This window comes from Spirosoma harenae, from assembly GCF_054776975.1.
Genome location: NZ_BAAHBD010000013.1, coordinates 108,848 through 129,898, shown reverse-complemented (window position 1 = coordinate 129,898; position 21,051 = coordinate 108,848). Strand labels below are relative to the sequence as shown.

General features: G+C 49.6%; 10 protein-coding genes. 7 read left to right on the top strand and 3 right to left on the bottom strand.

Annotated elements, in window-relative coordinates:
- Window positions 1–9 precede the first annotated feature (9 nt).
- The 7 genes from ACYVE4_RS19100 (at window position 10) to ACYVE4_RS19070 (ending at window position 14,826) form a co-directional block, all read left to right on the top strand.
- Window positions 10–6,930 (top strand): beta-ketoacyl synthase N-terminal-like domain-containing protein, encoded by a 6,921-nt coding sequence (locus ACYVE4_RS19100; RefSeq protein ID WP_461041797.1) that lies wholly within the window; start codon window positions 10–12, stop codon window positions 6,928–6,930.
- Between the two features lie 31 nt (window positions 6,931–6,961).
- A complete protein-coding gene (locus tag ACYVE4_RS19095) occupies window positions 6,962–8,608 on the top strand; it encodes a PfaD family polyunsaturated fatty acid/polyketide biosynthesis protein (RefSeq protein ID WP_461041796.1) in 1,647 nt (548 codons plus the stop codon).
- The gene (locus ACYVE4_RS19090) at window positions 8,605–9,270 is read left to right on the top strand and encodes a 4'-phosphopantetheinyl transferase family protein (protein ID WP_461041795.1); all 666 of its coding nucleotides are present in this window, start codon (window positions 8,605–8,607) and stop codon (window positions 9,268–9,270) included. Before ACYVE4_RS19095 ends, ACYVE4_RS19090 begins: the two co-directional genes overlap by 4 nt.
- Before the next feature lie 24 nt (window positions 9,271–9,294).
- Window positions 9,295–10,107 carry a hypothetical protein gene (locus tag ACYVE4_RS19085; protein WP_461041794.1) on the top strand — a complete coding sequence of 271 codons (813 nt, stop codon included), beginning with the start codon at window positions 9,295–9,297 and terminating at the stop codon, window positions 10,105–10,107.
- Window positions 10,108–10,143: 36 nt separating this feature from the next.
- Entirely contained in the window at window positions 10,144–11,838 is a 1,695-nt protein-coding gene (locus tag ACYVE4_RS19080) for an AMP-binding protein (protein ID WP_461041793.1), read from the top strand.
- A 385-nt stretch (window positions 11,839–12,223) separates the two neighbouring features.
- Window positions 12,224–13,066 (top strand): LytR/AlgR family response regulator transcription factor, encoded by an 843-nt coding sequence (locus ACYVE4_RS19075; RefSeq protein WP_461041792.1) that lies wholly within the window; start codon window positions 12,224–12,226, stop codon window positions 13,064–13,066.
- A gap of 86 nt (window positions 13,067–13,152) precedes the next feature.
- Window positions 13,153–14,826, top strand: coding sequence for a serine hydrolase domain-containing protein (locus tag ACYVE4_RS19070; RefSeq protein WP_461041791.1), 1,674 nt, complete (start codon window positions 13,153–13,155; stop codon window positions 14,824–14,826).
- 569 nt (window positions 14,827–15,395) lie between these two features.
- On the opposite strand, the gene ACYVE4_RS19065 is transcribed toward ACYVE4_RS19070, so the two are convergent.
- From ACYVE4_RS19065 to ACYVE4_RS19055, 3 genes are read right to left on the bottom strand one after another with little or no spacing between them, the layout of a single operon-like run.
- Window positions 15,396–15,917 (bottom strand): GreA/GreB family elongation factor, encoded by a 522-nt coding sequence (locus tag ACYVE4_RS19065; RefSeq protein ID WP_461041790.1) that lies wholly within the window; start codon window positions 15,915–15,917, stop codon window positions 15,396–15,398.
- 56 nt (window positions 15,918–15,973) lie between these two features.
- Complete coding sequence (locus ACYVE4_RS19060; RefSeq protein ID WP_461041789.1) at window positions 15,974–17,479, bottom strand: RagB/SusD family nutrient uptake outer membrane protein; 1,506 nt, start codon at window positions 17,477–17,479, stop codon at window positions 15,974–15,976.
- A gap of 41 nt (window positions 17,480–17,520) precedes the next feature.
- Entirely contained in the window at window positions 17,521–21,039 is a 3,519-nt protein-coding gene (locus ACYVE4_RS19055; protein WP_461041788.1) for a SusC/RagA family TonB-linked outer membrane protein, read from the bottom strand.
- Window positions 21,040–21,051 lie beyond the last annotated feature (12 nt).

The window sequence follows — 21,051 nt, the reverse complement described above, 5'->3', positions numbered from 1 at the left end:
ATAATGAAAATGGCTCAAACAGGGGAAAAAATTGCGGTTGTTGGCTTAGGGGCTTTATTTCCCGGAGCGAACACGCCAGACCAGTTCTGGGAGAAGCTGGTGGCCAATAAATCAGCTATCCGTCAGGCTACCGAGGCTGACTTTGGGATTGATCCCGCCCTGTTTTTCAGCAAAGCGAAAGGCAAGTTGGATACATGCTATTCGCTTCGAGGTGGCTTTATTGATGATTTTGCCTTCAATCCACATGGCTATAAACTCGATCCACAAACGCTGCTTAATCAGGATCGATTGGGGCAATGGTGTCTTTATGTCGCTCAGCAAGCACTGAAAGACAGTGGTTACTGGGGTCATGATGTCCTGAAGCGATGCGGAGTAATTATGGGTACGCTGTCGTTCCCAACGCATAAGTCCTGGCAGATTCTGTCTGACCTATATGCCGATATCGCCCGTCAAACGGTAGAAACGCTGACTGGCGAACCCATTTCTTTACCGACGCTCTACCCGGAAAATTTGGCTAATTTTCGGGATACAGTAGTCGTCAGTACACCCTCTGCCCTGGTCGCCCAGGCTGTTGGCCTGAATGGACCACATTATTCGCTGGATGCCGCTTGTGCGTCCAGCCTGTATGCCGTGAAGTTGGCCTGTGATGAATTACGGGCAGGCAATGCTGATATGATGCTGGCCGGAGCCGTCAGTGCTGCGCATACACTTCAAATTCACATTGGCTTTTCGTATTTCCATGCGTATCCGCTCATCTCTGAATTATCGGCCCCGCTTGATCAGCGCTCCAACGGACTGACTTCTTCTGAAGGTGCCGGAATGGTTGTGCTAAAACGACTTTCGGATGCAGAACGGGATGGCGATACCATTCACGCCCTTATTGAAACGGTCAGTTTGTCGAATGATGGGAAAGGCGAATTTCTGCTGACGCCCAACCCAAAAGGGCAACGGCTGGCGTTTGAGCGAGCCTACAGCCAAACTGGATTTGGTCCGGAATTCATTGATTACCTGGAGTGTCATGCCACCGGAACCCGGCTGGGTGACAAGGTTGAATTGAATAGCATCGGTGATTTCTTCGGGTCTAACGCTCCGTACGTTGGCTCGGTAAAATCGACGATTGGGCATTTGCTGACCGCATCGGGTATGGCCAGTATGCTGAAAGTAATTCTGGGCATGAAACACCGGATGCTTACCGCTACAACGGGTATCGAGTCACCCTTGCAATCGGCAGATGGTCAGGTTAATACAGAACGCATCGTGCGTAAAAATCGAAGCTGGCCAGCCAGGGGGGAGGCCTTGCGGGCGGGCATCAACGCGTTCGGCTTCGGCGGGACCAATGCCCACATGATTCTGTCGTCTTCAACCCCAGAAAGTAAATCCCAGGCAACCGTAAGCCCTCAGCCGCCTGTACCCCTTGCCATTGTCGGGATGGATTTGCACATGGGCGACTGTGAAAATCTCGACGATTTTTACTTGTCACTGCTGTTGGGTCGACAGCATTTCCGGGAATTACCCCCCGAACGGTGGAAGGGAATGGATGCATTGAATCATTCACTACAAGCTGCTGGAATGCCTGCTATGAAGCACTTGCGGGGTGCCTGGGTCGGTGCGTTCGATATTGATCTGTTGCGGTTCAAAATTCAACCAAACGAAGCTGAGCGAACGTCTCCCCAACAAATTCTGATGCTGAAAGTGGCCGACCGCGCCATTCGGGATGCGGGCCTGGACAAGCTGGAAGGACAAGGGGCTAATGTCGCAGTCATTATCGCGATGGAAACCGAACTGGAAATCCATCATCGACTGGGACGGGGGCACATAGGTCTGCAAGTTCAGCAGGCCGTTCAGGAAGCAGGTGTTACCGTTGACGAATCGGTAGTAAATGCGTTGAACCTTGAGCTGAAAAATGCAATATTCTCTGATTATGAAGGCCATTCGATCAGTGAACACACCGGTTTTATAGGCAACATCATTGCTAGTCGCATTGCCTCGCTAATGGATTTTACGGGGCCAGCCTTCACCGTTTCGTCAAACGAAAATGGCGTGTATAAAGCCCTGGAAATTGCGCGACGTCTACTGACAAACCGCGAAGTGGATGCGGTCGTATTGGGAGCGGTGGATTTGGGTGGTGGGTTCGAAAGCGTGTTGGCTCGCCAGGCTATCCACCCCGTTCAAACGGGGCCCGTATCTATGGGATGGAATCACAAGACAACCGGTTGGGCTATTGGTGAAGGAGCAGGGGCCATCGTCTTAAAACGTGCCGACGAGACGGCAACCGATCGGGTCTATGCCCGATTGGATGATCTGGCCATTGTGCAATCGGATGTCGCTAGTCTGCGTGGAACCATTCGCGAGGAGACCGTTTGTGATGCGGCCACTCAGGTACTGAATCGCCAGCAGGTAAAGCCATCTGATATCGGCTTGCTGGAAGTTTCGGCTAGTGGTATTGCTGCTGAAGATCAACCCGAAATGGTAGGTTTATCTCAGGCATACGGCGGTAAAGACGTTACCTCACGGTGTGCGCTGGGTAGTAGCAAAGCACATATCGGTCATACCTACACGGCATCGGGAATTGCGTCCCTGATTAAAACGGCACTATCTCTTTACTATCGTTTTCTGCCGGGAGTACCCAATTGGGAAGGACCAACGTCAGCGACTACATTCGCTTCAGCTCCCTTTTACGTTCCTACGTTTTCCCGCCCCTGGGTTTTAGAGAAAGGACAGCACTCACTTCGGGCAGCCATTAACGGATTGGCCGCTGATGGTACAAGCGCCCATGTGCTTCTGTCGGAAGGCGATCATCCCAAATCAGATGATCCGTCGCCCTACTTGCTTCGGGGTGGGGAACGCCTTTTCCCGATCCGGTCGAATACGATTTCTGGTCTGATAGAGCAATTGGCTCAAATCCAAAGCATTCTTTCAACCAAATCGTTTACTCAGATTTCCGATCAGTTATGTACGAACTTCCAGGCCGAATCCGAATCGCCGACACAGATAGTGGTGCTTGTTGCATCGTCAACTGAGGAGCTTAAGCGGGAAATTCGATATTTCCATACCAACCTCGTTGCCAAACCCGAAGCAACCCTTCAAACCCCGGCGGGTAGCTACTACACGCCAAAACAACTCGGTAATACGGGAAAACTGGCGCTGGTTTATCCCGGTTCGGGCAGTCCGTATGTTGGAGCAGGTGCTATGCTTTTTCAGGCCTTTCCCGGTTTGTATGATATGCTTCAGAAACAGGGGCTTAACATGGCTGACGCCCTGGGTCCCAATCTGTATCCCCGCCATTTATTTGCTCCTGATTCGGAGGAAAAACAAGAACTACAGCGTCGGTTCCAAACCAACGCGCTGGCGATGATGCTCACTGGTGGTGCATTTTCGGGCTTTTATACCGAATTACTACAGACGTACCTGGGCGTTCAGGCTAACTCGGTGTTGGGATACAGTCTGGGCGAAGTGAGTGCAATGTACTATTGTCAGGGTATCTGGAAAACGGCTGCTATCGAAGAAAAAGTTGTGAAGGCTCCGTTATTTCGGGAGAAAGTAGGTGGCCGAATGACGCTCCTCGCCGAATTCTGGCAGCTGCCGGAAGCTGAAGCGCGGGAACGCTGGAGTTCCCGGTTAATTCATCTGCCCAACGGAATGCCTGGCTATGCGACGCTAGCCGACTGGTTCCGCCAGAAAATAGCCTCAAGTGAAAGCCGGGTGTTTCTGACATTCATCAATACAGACACTGAAATTATCATCTCTGGTGATACCGCTGATCTGGATCAGCTACTTACCCGATATGGGCTGACAGGTGTCACGTTGACGATCAACAACGTAGTACACCACGATTTTTGTCGTCAGGTAGCCAGCGAGCTAGTAGAGATGCATCGACTTGACATTCTGCAGCTGCCCGGCAAAACCATGTATTCAAGCATTACTGCCGAGCCGTTAGCTATCGACTCTGATACACTGGCGAACAACTCATTAGAGGTGTGTTGTCGCCCGGTCGACTGGCCTCGTATTATTCGAAAACTGTCGGACGATAACCACAAACTATTTATCGAAGTGGGCGTCAATGCTACGTGTTCCCGATGGATTTCGGAGGTGCTACGGGGAAAGGAACAGGCTGTTTTGCCAATGGATCGCAAGGGGGCAAGTGTTTTGCAGAGTCTGACTGCATTTGTTGCCAAACTACTTGCGCATGGTGTACGAGTAAATATAGCGCCTTTTTATACACACTCATTAACCGGGCAAGCGCCCCGCAAAACGCTGATTAAACGGCTGCGAACTGGTGGGCCACGTTTCGAGTCACTCGTGCTAACCGACGAAAATCGACGCCATTTCGCCCAGAAAAGTGGTCAGAGGGCGCCCGTGCTGGCCGAAACGCCAACCATTACGTTTCCCAAAATCCCTCAGCTAACCAGTATGCAAGTTTCCTCGTTTGCTATCGAACAGCCTCAAATCACTTATGAAATACTCGACAGCACTCCCCCTCAGCTGGCTGAAAATGGGCTGTCGAGGCAGGATTATTCAGATCCGGATCGCTTGCTTAAAAAGACGATTATCTGGAATGAGACCGATTTGCTCACGTTCGCTTCCGGTAGAATTCGGGACGTATTTGGCGAAGAATACGCCATCATCGATACCTATTCTCGCCGAGTTATGTTGCCGATGCCTCCCTATTTGCTGGTAAGTCGGGTGACCAGCTTGGATGCGACTGTGCATGACTATAAACCATCCCGAATTACAACCGAATACGATATTCCATACGGATCGACCTTTACCACCGACGGCCAAATTCCTGGTGCCGTAGCCGTTGAATCAGGGCAATGTGATTTGTTGTTGATCAGTTATTTAGGGGTTGATTTTCAGAACAAAGGCGAGTATGTATACCGCTTGCTGGATTGCACGCTGACGTTCACCGACGATCTGCCGTTTGAAGGGCAAACCCTGCGTTATGACATTTCTATCGACCGCTTTGTCCGCAACGAGCAGAATCTGCTGTTCTTTTTTAGCTATCGATGCTACGTTGAAGACCGATTGGTGCTGAAAATGGATGGCGGTTGCGCTGGTTTTTTTAGTGATGCCGAATTGGCGTTGGGTCAGGGCGTAGTCTTTACTGCGCAGGAACGCCGTCAACGGGAAACTCGCCCGCGACAATTCTTTACACCCTTGCTGGAATGTACTAAAACAGCTTTCTCGACCGAGGAGATGATGGCGTTGGTACGGGGGGATTTGGTCCGTTGTTTTGGGAACGCCTATTTTCCGAATGGTCGTAATTCATCTCTACGTCTTCCGCCCAAAGAAATCCTGATGCTGGACCGAATCACCCACGTTGATCGGCAGGGCGGTAGTAGTGGACTTGGATTTATTGAAGCGGAAAAAGATCTGCATCCTGACGATTGGTATTTCCCCTGCCATTTTCGCGACGATGAAGTGCTGGCCGGTTCGCTACAAGCCGAGGGGGGGAGCCAACTCCTGCGCTTTTATATGTTGTTGCTGGGCATGCAGCGTCTCACAAAAGATGCTCGTTTTCAACCCGTACTCGGTAAACCGCAGAAAGTTCGTTGCCGAAAAGAAGTGCCAGCCCGTGTTGGAAAACTAATTTATCAGCTTGATGTCCGGGAAATTGGTTTAGTGCCGGAACCGTACGTCATCGCTGATTTAACGATCTTGTATGAAGGACAAATCGCGGTGTTTTTTGAAAATCTGGGGCTTCGACTTCAGGAAAAAGATCAGCCTTCCTATCTGAAAAATGCCCTGAATCGTCAGGGTGGTGTGTTCGTCAAACCTGTTGATAAACCCGTATTGTTTAATGAATATCATCTGACTCAGTTTGCGCTGGGACCAGTTCATAAATGCTTCGGTGAGGACTATGCCGTATTTGAAGGGCGGGCACTGTCGAGGCAACCCAATACGGATCTGCAATTGATTTCCAGAGTGCTGTCGACAACGGGTCAGCGGTATGTTTTCAATAACAAACCCGTAATGATCAGCGAATATGACGTGCCGACCGATGCGTGGTATTACCAGCAGAACGCAGCTCCCGTGATGCCCTATTCGGTTCTGATGGAAATTGCCTTGCAACCGTGCGGGTTTCTGGGCGCTTACCTAGGCTCCACGCTGCAATTCCCGGAGAAAGATCTTTTCTTCCGAAACCTCGACGGCGATGGCGATCTACTTCGCCCAGTTGACCTGCGTGGCAAAACGATCACGAACCAGGTCTGTCTGCAAAGCCATACCGCGCTGAATGGTACGGTTTTGCAGCGATACAGTTTTGCGCTATCCATCGATGGCACCGTCTTTTACCAGGGTAATGCGTCGTTTGGTTTTTTCACCAAAGATGATCTGGCTAATCAGGTTGGGCTCGATCAGGGCATTCACGTAGCCCCCTGGTACGTCAACCAGCCAGCCGATCAACTCAAAAGCCTACGGGTGAAACTTGATTCCCTTTTTGGGCGAGTAAAATTGTTTCAGTCCGTCAATTCGGCTTCTCCACAACTTCATCTGGCTGGTAATCAACTCAATCTACTCGATACGGCACTGATTGTAAAAGAGGGGGGTAAGTATGGAAATGGCTATGTATTTGCCCAAAAAGCTATTGACCCATCCAATTGGTTTTTTACCTGCCATTTCTACCAGGACCCCGTCATGCCCGGTTCGCTAGGCGTCGAAGCGATGGTGCAGGCCATGCAGCTTTTTGCGCTGCAGCAGGGCTTAGCCGCTGACTTATCAGGTGTCACGTTCCAGCAGGCAGCTCCTCACAAAACGGTCTGGAAGTACCGTGGGCAGATTTTAGGCACTGACCCTGAAATAAGCCTGGAAATTCATATCAAAACAATTGATCGAGCGGATTCATCCGTGCTGCTAACTGCCGACGCCAGCCTCTGGAAAGGCGCTCTGCGAATTTATACCGTGACGGATTTAAGCATACGCATCGGTTAACTGCCTAACTCTTTTAAAAACGTACACCCTCATGACTGCCAGCTTACCTATCGAGTCTGCTTTACCAAATGGAATCAGTTGCCAACTGGAACGATCTGTGACGAAATGGTTTGGCGATCGCCAGGCTGTAAAGTTCGCTAAATCGGAGATTCGTCAATTGCTTGAAAACCTACAGGAGCCGTGTTTCTGGGTACGTGATGCACAAGGGCGAATTGGTGTCACAACCAGTTTTGGCACGACCGACCACGCTCAACTTTGTTCGATGGAACTGCTGGCGACACAGCCTGCATGTAAAGCCGAGCAATTCGGTGATCCTTCCTTCCGAAAGGCCTACGGCACCCGCTACAACTACATGGCAGGGGCTATGGCGAACGGGATTGCGTCGGAAGAGTTGGTTATTGCGCTGGGAAAAGCAGGTATGCTGGCGTCGTTTGGCGCGGGCGGGTTGGTGCCATCCCGGATTAGATGGGCTATCGATACTATTCAGGAAGCTTTGCCCGATGGCCCTTATGCCTTTAATCTCATTCATAGCCCGAATGAAGAAGCGTTGGAACGGGAAGCGGTGGACCTCTACCTGAAAAAAGGCGTAACGATCATTGAAGCCTCCGCTTTTTTAGGCCTTACCGAACATGTAGTGCGCTACCGTGCTGCCGGTCTTCACCGGCACCCGGATGGATCAATTCGAGTAAAGAACCGGATTATTGCGAAGGTATCACGGCTCGAAGTGGCTACGGTTTTTCTGAAACCTGCACCTGATACTATACTGCAAAAGCTCGTTGAAACCGGTGCTATAACCCCTGATCAGGCGTTGATGGCTGCTGTGGTACCGATGGCCGACGACATAACAGTAGAAGCCGATTCAGGAGGTCATACCGACAAACGGTCGCTGGTTTGTCTGCTCCCAGCGGTATTGGCCTTACGAGATCAACTACAGGCCGAAGCGCAATACGTTCATTCTGTGCGGATTGGGGCCGCTGGCGGCATTAGTACACCAGAAGCCGTATCGGGCGCTTTTGCCATGGGAGCCGCCTACGTCGTGACGGGCTCCATCAATCAGGGCTGCCGTGAAGCCGGAACGTCCGATCATGTGCGGGCGGTGCTGGCCCAAGTCAGTATGACCGACGTAATGATGGCCCCGGCGGCCGATATGTTTGAGATGGGCGTAAAACTTCAGGTGGCCAAAAAGGGGACGCTCTTTGGACTTCGTGCTCAGAAATTATACGACTTGTATAATGCGCATCCGAGTTGGGAGGCTATTCCCGAACAAGAACGAATGAGCCTGGAAAAAACCCTTTTGGGTGAATCATTCAATGCGATTTGGTCGCAGTGCCAAACGTTTTTTGCCGAGCGAGATCCCGAACAAATTACCCTGGCCGCTGATAATCCCAAACGTAAAATGGCCCTGGTATTCCGCTGGTATCTGGGGTTATCATCAGTTTGGGCCAACCGGGGGGTAGCTGGTCGCGAACTGGATTATCAAATCTGGTGTGGTCCTGCGATGGGTTCGTTCAACCAATGGGTAAAAGGCACACGGCTGGAAGCCTGGCAAAATCGGCGGGTGGCTGACGTAGCGTATCAGCTTCTGAATGGTGCAGCGTACCTAAATCGGATACAGTACTTGGCAATGCTGGGCATTCACCTGGATTCAAGCTACCGAAAAGTGGCCGTCACAGTATGAGTTTTTTGAACGCTACCAGCCTAAAGGATACTACGTCAAACTCCTTTTTTTCGACCGATACATTTACACTGGTCAAAAAAGAGCAGCCTGAAATTAGGCCTGATTTCGATTTGCTTGATACCGAAGAACAAACTCGTTACCAACGATATCTAAGTCCGCAAAAACGGTTGGAGTTCCTGACTGGGCGAACATTTCTCAAGCGCGTATTAGCGGAATACCTCGACATACCGCCCCCATCTATTCTGTTGTCTCTAACGGCCACTGGAAAACCATATTTAGGTCCGGTGGTAGGCACCAACCTACCGTTTTTTAATTTATCGCATGCCGCCGGACATTACCTAATTGGGCTCTCCAACCATCCGATTGGTGTCGATATTGAGCCGTATAGATCGATTGACTTAACTCGCTTTCGACATTTTATAAGTCCAGACGAATTTGAACAACTTATGGAGCTGCCTGAAAACGAGCGATCTACGCTATTCTTCCGGCTGTTTACCGCCAGAGAAGCCTTTTTGAAAGCGACGGATAAACGATGGTCTCTGGATGCGATTCAGTTTCAGCTGAAAAATCAGGATTGGCATCTTACCGCTCCCAAAAATACCTTTCAGTTCGCTCAGACAGACTACGAAGGATGCTGCATTACAGTCTGCACGGATTGTTGAATAGACTCTTAACCCTATATCTTTATGAAATCGCCAATTAGTATTTCAATTAAACCAGCTGCTGAACTGACTGCTGCTGAGATCGCTGACTGCTACGCGCTGATTGCCCGAACAGGTTTCCCATTTCGGCCCGGCTATCTGGAGTCGGCACATCTGGTACATAACCCAACCATGGTACTGGCACATCTGGATGGAGCGTTGGTGGGCGTACAGTCTTATTCGCTCTATACCATGCAAACGCCTTTCCGACGGCGGAAGATACCTTTTTTATACGGCGGAATCGGCTTTCAGGATATGGTCGCTGCCGGACAAGGTATTGCTCATCACATGTCGGCTCGGTATATGCGATTCGCGCTCGGTCCGTTTTGGCTGATTCGTTCCTACGCCTTTTTGTTTCGCACGCCAAATCCCAAATTAATCCAACTGATGGGGTTACAGCATCGACTTTATTTGCCGAACAATAATCGGCTTACACAGCCGCTGGTCCGGTTTGCCCAGGATTTTGTCCGAAACCAACGGTCGATCCAATATCCGATCGATGATCGACTGGTTGTGCTACCACCCGACGAAGAGCGATCGCAAACGGATATTACGGAACAGTGGCCTTTGTTATATCGGTCCTCGAAGGTGCCCTACAATCAACTGGCTTTTGATCTGAACCTGATCGGTGAGACCAATGGTCGCCAGTATTTGATGGGTAATTATTTGCTTGTACTAGGTCAGTCATCGCGTATTCAGCTATTGAAAGCCGCCTGGAAACTTGGTCGTAGATGGGCGAAAAAGCATCTTGGTTCGACTGCCCGAAACCCCAAACTGGTAATTAGCGATCCTGTATAAGCTCATTAACAAGATCAATGCTTGCCAATCAATGCTATGCAAACGGACATCCAGACTCAAACGGACATTGTGCCGTTCATTGATTACTTCTATAAGTGGGAGCGCGAAAAAGCAAATCAGATCTATCTACGGCAACCGGTAGGTGACACGTACATCGACTATACCTGGGCCGAAGTGGGGCAACAGGCTCGCCGGATGGCTACCTACCTGCAATCGCTTGGTTTGCCATCCGGTAGCCATATTGGTCTGATCTCAAAAAACTGCCCACAATGGATAATCGCGGATATTGCCATTCTGATGAGTGGTTACATATCCGTTCCGTTTTATCCAACGCTGACGGCTGACCAGTTAGAGGAACTGCTGGACCATAGCCAATGTACAGTCTTGTTTATTGGCAAGGTCGATAACTGGAACACGATGAAGACTGGCGTACCCGATAGCATCGTATCGATAGCTTTTCCCGATTATCAAACCGATCCCGCCTTACGTTCTTGGGATGAAATTATGGCGAACTTTTCGCCCATGGCCGAAAGCCCAAAAGCAGACCTTGACGAGCTGTTCACAATTATTTATACGTCGGGTACAACGGGAACGCCCAAAGGCGTCATGATCGACTACCGGTCGGCTGCCCGACTCGCCATCAATGTCCGGCCAATGACATTTCAGGAATTACCCAATGCCCGTTTTTTTTCATACCTCCCACTTTGTCATGTGGCCGAACGAACTATTGTAGAAGCAATGGGCATGATCACGGGCGGCACGGTTTACTTTGCTGAATCATTGGAAACGTTTGCCAAAAACCTGGCTGCCGCCCGACCAACGCATTTCCTCGCCGTTCCTCGCATCTGGACGAAATTCCAACAGGGCGTACTGGCCAAACTGCCGGAACAAAGGTTGAATCTGTTACTTCGTATTCCGCTGGTTTCCAATTTAATTAAACGCCGTATTCGGCAAAGTCTGGGGCTCAATGATGCTGTTCTTATACTAACTGGGGCAGCACCTACACCAACTTCGTTAATTCGGTGGTTCCGCCGATTAGGCATTCGGATACAGGAAAATTACGGGATGACCGAAAATCTGGCGTCCGTTTGTATGATGCCTGCTGATCAGATCAAAGATGGCACAGTGGGCCGCATCAATCCGGGCATGAGCGTGCGCATTGATCCGATTACTGGCGAAATCCTGACAAAGTCGGATTGGATCATGCGGGGGTATTATCGCAATCCGGAACTGACAGCCGAAACACTGATCGCCGACGGCTGGCTCAGAACTGGTGATGTTGGCGAACTGGATTCGGAAGGTTATCTCCGCATTACGGGTCGACTGAAAGATGTGTACAAGAGTTCAAAGGGTGAATTCATTGCGCCAGCTATGCTTGAAGCCGGATTTAGCGACAATCCATTTATCGAACAAATCTGCATTACGGGTCATGAGCTACCCCAGCCGATAGCACTAATTGTCTTGTCAGAAACTGGTCAAAAAGCGGCTCAAAAAGATGTTGAAAAATCGCTTATTGATACAATAAATACCGTAAATGATCGCGTACATCCCTATGAGCGAATCCGAAAAATTATCATAGTACGGGAAGCCTGGACCGTAGAAAATAATCTGATAACGCCTACCTTAAAAATCAAACGGAACGAGATCGAAGCTCGGTTTAAGCCATTGATGACTTCCTGGTATGAACTTGCCAAGATTATTGTGTGGGAGACATCTTGTCCTGATTCGTAACGGAGGTTTTAATGAACGATTTTGATTGAAGATAGCATCTGCAGTCTAATAAGACGTCCTAAGAATAGAGCATTTATATAATACGTGGTAGTTCAGGGTATCAGGAGGGGTAAATGCTATCACCCCAGTAACGAACGAATGGGTTGGCATTGTCTGCGCTGCACTGACCACTACTTGATTCGGCAGCTCGTTCCTACTACGTTTAAAATACGTAAGAATAATCGGGCGGATGCGAGACGGAGGTGCTTTTTGCCGAGTAAGCTCAACGAGTCCTTTGCGTGAAATATACCGGTCGACAGCCCATGCCTAATCTTCTTTATCTTTGTCAATGGCTTACGCAGCCCCCAAGTAGTAGAGAGAATAATTTAGTCGTTGACTAGACCGTATGGATTCCCTAGAAGCCAGCAAGAACAATCTCATTCCTCATTATCAAGACGGCTGGGCCATGTGGATCGGGGTGCCCCTGATTACAGTCTTTATACAGTATCTTACCTACGAGCAGATTACGCTCAACGGGATGTTACTCTATGAGTTGAGCAGTGATGCGTTGAAAATCTATCTGGTCTGGAGAACCATCCGATGGGTTATCGTAGCCTTAGATAATAGATTCCCCTGGCAGCGTAGTTTTCCTGGAAGGCTGCTGCTGCAAATCGGCTCAACTTGGCTACTGGGCAGCATCGTCCTGACGGCATTGGTGTTCCTGGATTACTGGCTGGTGCGCCCTTACCCCAACCAGCGCTACTTCAGCTATGACCTGGTTCTGGCGGGTATATTCATTCTGCTGGTTAATGCGATCTACGTGGGCCTTTATTTTTACCACCTATCGCTCCAAGAGCAAAGCCAACCCATTGACACGATGGCTCGCTCACCCGATACCTTTCTGGTACGATTGGGCAAACGGGACGTTTTACTGACTCAACCGGACATTCTGTGCCTATTCGCCGAAGATAAACTAACGTATCTGCTTACCCACCAGGGCCGAGTTTTCCCCCTGGAGAGCTCACTGGATAAGGTGAGTGCTCAACTGGCGGAAGCCCAGTTTTTTCGCATTAATCGAAAGTATATTATCAGCTCTTCGCTCATCGATCAGGTTCAGACAACGAGCAGCGGCAAACTGCTGGTGCAGTTGAAACCCCACCCTAGTCTGCCCGAGACACTTTTCGTTAGCCGGGCCAGAGCCAGCGACTTCCGGCAGTGGCTTCGATCTCACCATTCGTCGGTAAAATAAGGCAGGTTCGTCGGAATTGGCCTCAAAAGTTACGGAAACGGCCAGGAGTCTAGGTTGTTTTGCGGCTTCAATCAGCTTGTCAAGCCATGAACCGCATACTACGTTTCTTTGTGGGTTACTGCTCCATCCTTTCATCAGTGACACTTTTTGGTCAATCCCTATCGCCCGAGCTGGCGGCTAAAATCGATTCATCCTTTTCAACCTGGAACTCCACTCAGTCGCCTGGCGCGGTAGTGGGTATTGTTCATCGAGGTCAGCTACTTTATCAAAAATCGTTTGGCATGGCCAACCTCAGCCGCCAGCAAGCGCTGAGTGTAAACCACCAGTTCTGGGTGGCCTCGATGGCCAAACAATTTACGGCCGCCTGTGTGGCGCTGCTGGCTGAACAGGGTAAGCTGCGGCTCGATGACGATATTCGCCAGTACCTGCCCGAACTACAAACGGGCCATGATACCATACGTATCCGTCAGTTGATTGATCATACCAGTGGTTTACGCGATGGGTTTACCCTGATTGGTTTGACGCTAAAAGGAGAAAGGCATTATACCAACCAGCAGGTGATGGAAAAGTTGTATCGGCAGCAGCAGTTAAATTTTACCCCTGGCTCACGGCATGAGTATAACAACGGCGGCTACGTTGTGCTGGCGGAACTGGTAAGCCGGGTAAGCGGAAAACCGTTTGCTGATTTTGCCCAGGAAGCCATCTTTACTCCGCTGGGCATGAGCCACACCCGCTTTTATGGCCGATTAACTGCGTCCATACCCCACCTGGCCTCCGGCTATCGGCCTAGTCAAAAATTGGGAAAGACTACTTACCGAGCGGTCCGCTTTAAAGCCAATACAGTCGGCTCGACAGGGCTGGTGACTACGCTGGAGGATTTGCTCAAATGGGATCGTAATTTTTATCAGAATCAATTAGGTAAAAAGGAGCCAGCCTTCGTGCAACGACTGACTACACCCAGTCAGCTAAACGATGGGACGGTTATTCCCTACGCATTTGGGCTGGAAGTAGAGCCGTATGGCGGTGAACTGGCCATCACCCACAGTGGGTCAGATCCAGGCTATCAGGCGGAGCTGGTCCGTTTCCCTCATCAAGAACTGTCGCTAATCTGCCTGGCGAATACGACTAATTTGTATAATCTGACCGATTTGCTGTTGACGATTGGTCGATGGCTGGAGCCCTCGATACAGCGCCAACCCACTGAACCCGCTAGGGATAGCGTGCTTAAACCCATCCAGCCGTTAGCCGGCCTCTATCTTCATCCCGCCAATCAGGCTGAGGTTCGGTTCATCCGGGTAAAAAATAATCAGCTTTACGTCGCCCGATCCGAGCATGGGTGGGAAGAGCCCTTAAAACAGCGACAAGCTCTTTTATGGACCAATCAGGGTAACTATAGCCATCATTGGTATGCGTTTTCGCCTGATCATAAAACACTTTCCCTTCGCTCACGAGCGTTTGAGTCGACTCTCGAACGGGTTGAAACGGCTCAGCACACCGTATCCGACTTGAAGCGGCTCGCAGGGCGATATTACAGCCCTGAGCTGGGGAAAGTCTACCGGCTTACACGCCACAAAAACACACTACGGTTAAGCTTTTTCCATCTAGTCCATGTGCCCTTGCTGGCACTAGCCAACAATCAGTTCCTGGCGGATCTGCAGGGTAATAATTGCCTGACATTTAGCGATGAGACCACCGGCTCGGTCGCAGGTTTCACCCTTAGTCGGGATGGAGTGACGAACCTGCGCTTCATAAAAAAATAATCACCATAGTTATTGAGGGTACAGTTGCCAAGACGATTGTCAGACAAGCCGACTACACTTACTATCAAATTTGGGAGCCTTTTACGAGATAAACGTGAAGGGAAACGAAATATAGCCAAACTAACTGCGGCCCATTGCCTTAATGATACCTGTGGAAGTTGGCTGCTGTCGCAAACTGCCATTCGCACTGGCTACCTAGTCACTAATCAACGTCTCAATCGTACTGCTGTAGTTAAGTTAATGATGCATTGCAGACTTGCCAAGTGACCGCGACGGTGAACCGTGGATTTTCCGGACCCGCAACAGCGTCGCGGTGGCCTATCACCCGTGCCAGTGCCGTACCAAACGGCAAAGCGACCCAGTGATCTTCCGCGACCTAATGGGCGGCACGAAACGGACTCATAACACTGGCCTTAAGGAAGGAAAGCCTCATCTGGTGAACCCAACGGCTGCGGGTCTGGCTGATTGAGCAGCAAATTCGGGTACTGAACATTGCGGGGAGATGGGCCAATAGATTGATATCAGCGCGACTAGAGCAGTATAGGCAACTACTAGTCAATGCCTTATAGTCAGGCCATTTCGTAGGTGATACGTACAATTTCTAGTAGTTGCTGACCAGGTCCAGTCGGCCATACCACCGTGTCACCAAGCCGTTTTCCCTGTATGGCGCGTGCCAGGGGAGCCGTGAAGGCAATTAGTCCCTGGCTAGCATTAGCTTGATCAACACCTACAATGGTAAACTGCCGTTCCATCCCCGCTAATTTTCCCATTTGGGTTCTTAGAACAACTGTAGCCCCAAACCGAATGCTGTCCTGCTCCTGAGAGTCCACTACTTTAGCACTAGAAATACGCTGATTTAGATTGGCGATACGCCCATTAAATAAGGCCAGTTGCCGGCTACGCTCTTTTTCATCATCGCCGATAGCCGCTTGCCAATGGGCGCGCTCGGTTTCCAACTCAATCAGTTCAGTGCGCAGTAGCTCAAGACCTTTGGGCGTAACATAATTGGGCGTACCGGGAGGTAAAGGGGCGCGTGCCGGAATAACAACAGGCGCATCCGCCGTTTCATTTTTCAAAAAAGCACTGCTCATAAGCGACGTATTAGAGAAGCATTTAGCTCTTTAATAAAAACAGTCTTTAGCATACATTATTGCCAATCCGGATTTTGCTGAAGCTTGGGGTTGGCGTTGATTTCCACCTGCGGAATCGGGAAATATTTGTGTTTAGTCAGCGGTTTTCGTTCGGGGTAATCGGCATTCTTAACTTTTGGTATCTCGGTCAAAAACTTGCCGGTACGGGTCAGATCGTACCACCGATCACCTTCCCCGAAAAACTCCCAGGCCCTTTCGCGGAGAACTGCATCAATAAAACCATCTTTGCTTAACCCCGGCGTTAGTACTGGAATGCCCGCCCGTCGGCGAATGACATTGATATAGTCGTAAGCGACGCCTGTTCCACCGTTCTGTCTTGCCTCAGCTTCGGCCGCAATCAGAAAAGCGTCGGCGTAGCGCAGAACCGGCATATTGTTGCTGTTTGCGGCCCCGACTGATTTTGGGTCTTTAAACTTACCGAGCACTACCAGACTATCTTTGGCAAGCAACCGCGTATCGATAGCATTCTGGCGGACAATTGTTCCCGAACTGGAAACAAAACTGGTATCCAGCAGCAACCGCCGTTTGTCGATTGGGTTAAAGGATTTATAAAAAGACCGGTACATGTAAAAACCGCCGGAAGCTCCGTTCGAATAGACGCCAACGCCTGTTTGTGGGGCAACCTGCCAGGCAACCGCCGTATATTTATTAGGCGTTACGAGTCCGTTCGATTCAGCCGCAAAGATGTTCTCCGTGCGAGCCTGCGCTTTCTTCGTCACGTCGTACACATCCACTACGTTGGGAAGCAGGGTCAATCTGCCAGAGTCAATCAGTTCTTTTGACTTCGCAAACGCCAGCGCCCAGTTTTCGTTATAAAGCGCAGCCTTGGCGTGTAATAAAATGGCCGCCTGTTTACACGCCCTTCCCGGTACTAAACCTGCCGAATAATTCGGTAAAGCGGCTGTTGCTTTCGTCAGATCGTCGTATATCAGCGTGTAAATTTCAGCGAGGGGCGCTTTGGCGTTCGTGGCCCGTTCAATGGTATTGGTTGGCGTAACTTTTAGGGGCACTTCGCCGAAATTCTTAGCTAATGTCCAGTGCATCAGGGCACGTAAGAAGTACGCTTCGCCAATTACTTCCCGACGACGTACCGTATCCATTTCGGTATTGGGTACTTTTTCGAGCAGCCAGTTTGCTTTTTCAATACACTGATACGCTGATTGCCAGAGTTGGATTGGTGACTCAAAAACCCGTGCAAAACCGGTCTGTACCGAATACGTTGGCTCGTAGGTGTATAACGTAATAGACGACCGGCCTACTACGTTGCGCGGAAACATGAGGTCGCTGGCGGTTTCGGCAAGGAGCGGATAATGACCACCGTACAGATCGTAAAAACTTCCATACATGGCAACATGCGCCGATTCGACCTCGGCCGCGTTTTTGTAATAATTGTCGGTATAAATCTGCGAGAAAGGCGTTTCGTCCAGCGCACATCCCGATAAGGCTGCGAGTAAAAGGCCGATCAGTGTAAACGATACGTATTGTTTATATTTCTTCATCATCGATTTGATTTTATAAGAGCTTGTTCCCCGCTTTTTGATCATCAGAATTCAACCTGAAGACCTACTAACCAGGATTTTGAAACAGGGTAAACGATGTTGTCGACACCCACCAGCGTATTGGAACCGCCAAACGAATTAACTTCCGGGTCGAAACCTGTGTAACGCGTCACCGTAAACAGGTTGTTGCCGCTGATGTACACTTTGGCGAGGTTAATACCCTTGATCTGAGGAAGCTGGTAGCCAATCGTAATATTTCTGGCCCGCAAAAAGGAGCCGTCCTCAATGTAGCGATCCGTTAGCGGAATACGTTGGGCCAGGTTGGTTCCTGCATGTACGTATTCCTGACTCGGATTTTGTGGTGTCCAGCGATTGGTGAGGCCGCTGAGTACGTTACGCATTCCCAGCGGATTTTCTAACTGATAAGCCGCCATATTCAGCACTTTGCTGCCCTGTACACCCGAAAACAGAGCGTTTAAATAAAAGCTTTTGAACTTCAGATTGGTCGAAAAACCATAGGTGAAATTTGGTGCTGAATTGGTCAGAACCAGATCGCTGTCGTTGATACGTCCATCTCCATTTACGTCTTTCACTTTTACGCCCCCAACGCGTGAACCTGAGCCTTCGAGCACGGTTTCGCTGTTCTGATAAATTCCGTTGAACACGTAGGTCCTGAACAGACCGATGGGTTGGCCGACAACCAGCGAGTTATAAAAGTTGACATCGAATTTTTGCAGATTGTCCTGCAACTTGGTGACCTTATTCCGGTTGAAGGCAATGTTGGCCGAAACGTCCCATTTCAGTTTATCGGTTGTGATTGGTCGGGCTCTTAAGGCAATTTCCAGTCCTTTGTTTTCCAGCGAAGCAAAGTTTCCGAACACCGTCGAATAGCCCGACGAGAGCGGCAGATTGCGCGCAAAGATCAGATCTTCAGTACGTTTGGAATAAACATCCATCACCAGCGAAATTTTGTTTTTCAACAGGTCCAGATCAAATCCTACGTTTACCTGCGTACTTTTCTCCCACCTCAAATCTGGATTTGCTACGCCAGTTGGTTGCGTTCCGGTAACGTTGACGCCGTTGAAAATATAGTCGCGGCCCAGACCAACCGTTGCCAATGATTGATACGCACCAATGGCACCCTGATTCCCAGTCTGACCGGCACTCGCCCGAAGTTTTAGGTTGGAAATGAAGGCGTTATTCTGTAGAAAACTCTCTTCTGTTACGTTCCAGGCTCCAGAGATGGCCGGAAAAAGTGCGTATTTGTTGTTACGTCCAAATTTGGACGAACCGTCTACCCGGGCGTTGAAGTCGATAAAGTACTTCCCTTTGAAATTGTATGAAAGTCGGCCAAAGAACGACACTAACTCGTCTTTGGAACGGCTGCTACGTGAATCCCGTACCTGTGCCAGTCCGATGTTTTCGTTCGACGTAGCGTCTGAAGCAAAGCGCTGCCCGGTCGAATAATTGTAGTTGCTGTTATTGGCAATGTAACTGTATCCGGCAATACCACGTAGCGTGTGATGCGTCTTAAAAACGTGGTCGTAGCTCAGGATACTTTCGTGCATCATGCGGTTGTAATTCTGGTTCTGCTTCATGGCAAAGCCACCACCCCCGCCATTTGTCGAAATATCCGTGATCGTCGATGCGGCAATCGGGAAATAATAATCCAGCAAACTACCCGTAATCACGGCGTTGAAATTCGCGCGGTATTTTAAGCCTTTCAACACACTGAAATCAAAGTAGACGTTCGGAACAAACGTATTGGTGTGCTGCTGATCCAGAATTTTGGTGAACTGGAGGGGGTGCCGTAAATCCAGATATAAACCGCGCAACTGCCGGTCAAAATTCAGCACATCACCAGCATCGTCATATGCCCGCAAAACCGGTGGTGTTGCCAGCGCTAATCCGACCAGCGAATTGAGCAATCCACCACCATCGGTGTCCACCGAACCTGTAGGGATCCGTTGGTTGATCGATTTAGAAAACAACGTACTGGTTCCGATCTTCAACCAGTTTGTGGCCTGATGATCCAGATTCAGACGTAGCGAATACCGGTCGAACGACGAATTGATGACAATGCCATCCTGATTGAAATAGTTGAACGAAACCAGCAACTGCGTCTTTTCATTACCACCCGAAACCGTAAGCTGATGATTTTGAATGACTGCTTTACGGAAAATCTGATCCTGCCAGTTCGTACCCACGCCGATTGAGTCGGGCCTTGGAAACCGATTGGGGTTTTTATAGACTTCATTTTCCAGTTCGGCAAACTGAGTTCCGTTCAGGACCGGAATGGTTTTCGTTATTTGCTGCTGGCCATAATATGACTCATAGCTGATTTTAGTCTTGCCGCTCTTGCCTCGTTTAGTCGTAATAATAACAACCCCGTTGGCCGCCTGAGAACCGTAAATAGCCGCTGCCGAAGCATCTTTCAACACTTCAACCGACTCAATATCATTTGGATTTAGGTTCGAAAGTGGACTGACTTCGTTGGCATTTCCACCTATAATCTGACGGCCGCCATTGGTATTGATCGGAATATTCTGCGAAGAGTTCTGAACCTGAACACCATCGATAATATAAAGCGGTTCAGACGAACCGTTGATGGAATTCGTTCCCCGAATCCGCATGCTGATGGCTCCCCCCGGTGCGGCATTACTTTGGGTAACCTGCAAGCCAGCAACCAGCCCCTGCAAGCCCTGCGCTAAGTTGGAAGCGGGAGTTTGTAGAAGTTCAGAGGCTTTTACGCTGGTAATGGCGCTGGTTACCTCACTTTTTTTCTGGGTTCCATAACCCACCACAACCACTTCGTCAAGTGCTTTGGTATCTGGAACAAGAGCTATCTCCAGATTTGAGCGGTTTTTTATGCTTACTTCCTGCCGAACGTAGCCAATGTACGAGAAAACCAACGTAGCATTTCCGTCAGGTACCGACAGAGAAAACCGTCCATCCGTATCCGTAACAGTGCCGTGAGTGGTTCCTTTCTGTACTACGCTCACGCCCGGTAACCCTTCATTCGTTTCGCTACGTACAACGCCTTTGACGGTAAACTCTACTGGCTGAATAACAGCATTGGAAACGAGGGAAGCTTGATTAATGGTCGGTGTGGGAATTGATTCAGCCTGCCCGGAAAGAGAACTGGCGGAGGCTTCGGGAGCCGCGCTAAACTCGGTTTTCCGTGTAGAAGATTCGTTGACCGAAAAAATGAAATAGATCGTATTAGGCTTTTTATAGCGTTTATACGTCAGCCCGACGGGTTTTAGTAAATCATTCAACAGCCGATTGACGTCCGTTTTAGAGCCATCGGGTGTCGGCACCCGTAATCCTTCCACTGTTTTTTCATTGTACGTAAAGCGAATCCCGAATCGGTTTTCCAATTCTTTCAAGGCATCTTTTAATAGTTGAGTCGCCGACGCGGGTGAGGTTAAAATCGGCTTAGATTTAGACGTAGCAGACTGCTGAGTAAGCATAACCGACTGGGCAGAAATGGTACGTTGTATACTAAATAAGGTGAGACACAGGCATAGCCTGAGAGCGATAAGCTGGAAACGGTTTTTCATGAACGAATTGGC